We start from the raw sequence: 1,252 nt of genomic DNA, 5'->3' as shown, positions 1-1,252 counted from the left end.
GGGCACTCGCTGCTGGCGACGCAGGTGGTGTCGCGTGTCCGGGCGGTCTTCGGGGTTGAGGTTGCGGTGGCGGCGTTGTTTGACGCGCCGACGGTTGCCGGGTTGGCGGCCGAGATCGATGCGGCGGTGACGGGTGTGACGGCGCCGCCGATCGTGCCGGTGCCGCGGAGCGAGCGGCTGCCGCTGTCGTTCGCGCAGCAGCGGCTGTGGTTCCTGCAACAGCTGGAGCCGGGTTCGGTGGAGTACAACACGCCGATGACGGTTCCGTTGGACGGCGATCTCGACGTGGACGCGCTGGCGGGTGCGCTGGGTGCGTTGGTGGCGCGGCATGAGGTGCTCCGGACGCGGCTGGTCGCGGATGCGGATGGTGTGCCGTGGCAGGTGATCGACCCGGCGTCCCGTTTCGATCTGCCGGTCGTGGAGGTCGCGGCCGAGGATGTGGGCGCGTGGTTGGCGGCGGATGCGGCGGTGCCGTTCGATCTGGCGGCGGGGCCGTTGTTCCGGGCGACGTTGCTGCGTGTGGCTGCGGATCGGCATGTGTTGGCGATCGCGAAGCATCACGTGATCAGTGATGAGTGGTCGACAGGCGTCCTGCTGCGCGAGCTGGAGGCGTTGTACGCGGGCGTGGCGTTGCCGGCGTTGCCGGTGCAGTATGCGGACTTTGCGGTGTGGCAGCGGCAGTGGTTGTCGGGTGAGGTGTTGGAGGCTCAGGTCGGTTTCTGGCGTGATCGACTGCTGGATGCGCCAACGCTTGAGCTGCCGACGGACAGGCCGCGTCCGCCGGTGCGCTCGTCCGAGGGCGCGTCGATCGGGTTCACCGTGCCCGCCGACGTCGCCGAAGGACTGCAGGGCGTGGCCCGCGACGCGGGCGCGTCGATGTTCATGACGGTGCTGTCGGCGTTCACGGTGCTTCTGTCGCGATACTCGGGCCAGGAGGACGTGGTCGTCGGCACGCCGATCGCCAACCGGAACCGGGGCGAGATCGAGGGCCTGATCGGGTTCTTCGTCAACACGTTGGTGCTGCGCACCGATCTGTCCGGCGACCCGACGTTCGCCGAGCTGCTCCAGCGGGTCCGGGCCGAGACCCTGGCCGCCTACGCGCATCAGGACCTGCCCTTCGAGCATCTCGTCGACGACCTGGACGTGGACCGCGACCGGTCCCGCACGCCGCTGTTCCAGGTGCTGTTCAACTACGCGACGGTCACCGGCGAGCCGGCCCCGACGGTGGAGGGAGTGTCGGATCCGGTACCGG

At 69.6% G+C, this 1,252-nt stretch carries 1 protein-coding gene; it reads left to right on the top strand.

Annotated features, from left to right (window positions below):
• The coding region (locus Dsi01nite_RS56900; protein ID WP_239137338.1) for a condensation domain-containing protein at positions 1-1,252 on the top strand (1,252 nt) is incomplete at both ends.

This window comes from Dactylosporangium siamense, from assembly GCF_016862795.1.
In the GTDB taxonomy this organism is placed as follows: Bacteria; Actinomycetota; Actinomycetes; order Mycobacteriales; family Micromonosporaceae; genus Dactylosporangium; species Dactylosporangium siamense.
Note: the sequence above shows the minus strand (reverse complement) of the source record. Positions and strands in the feature narration are given on the sequence as shown.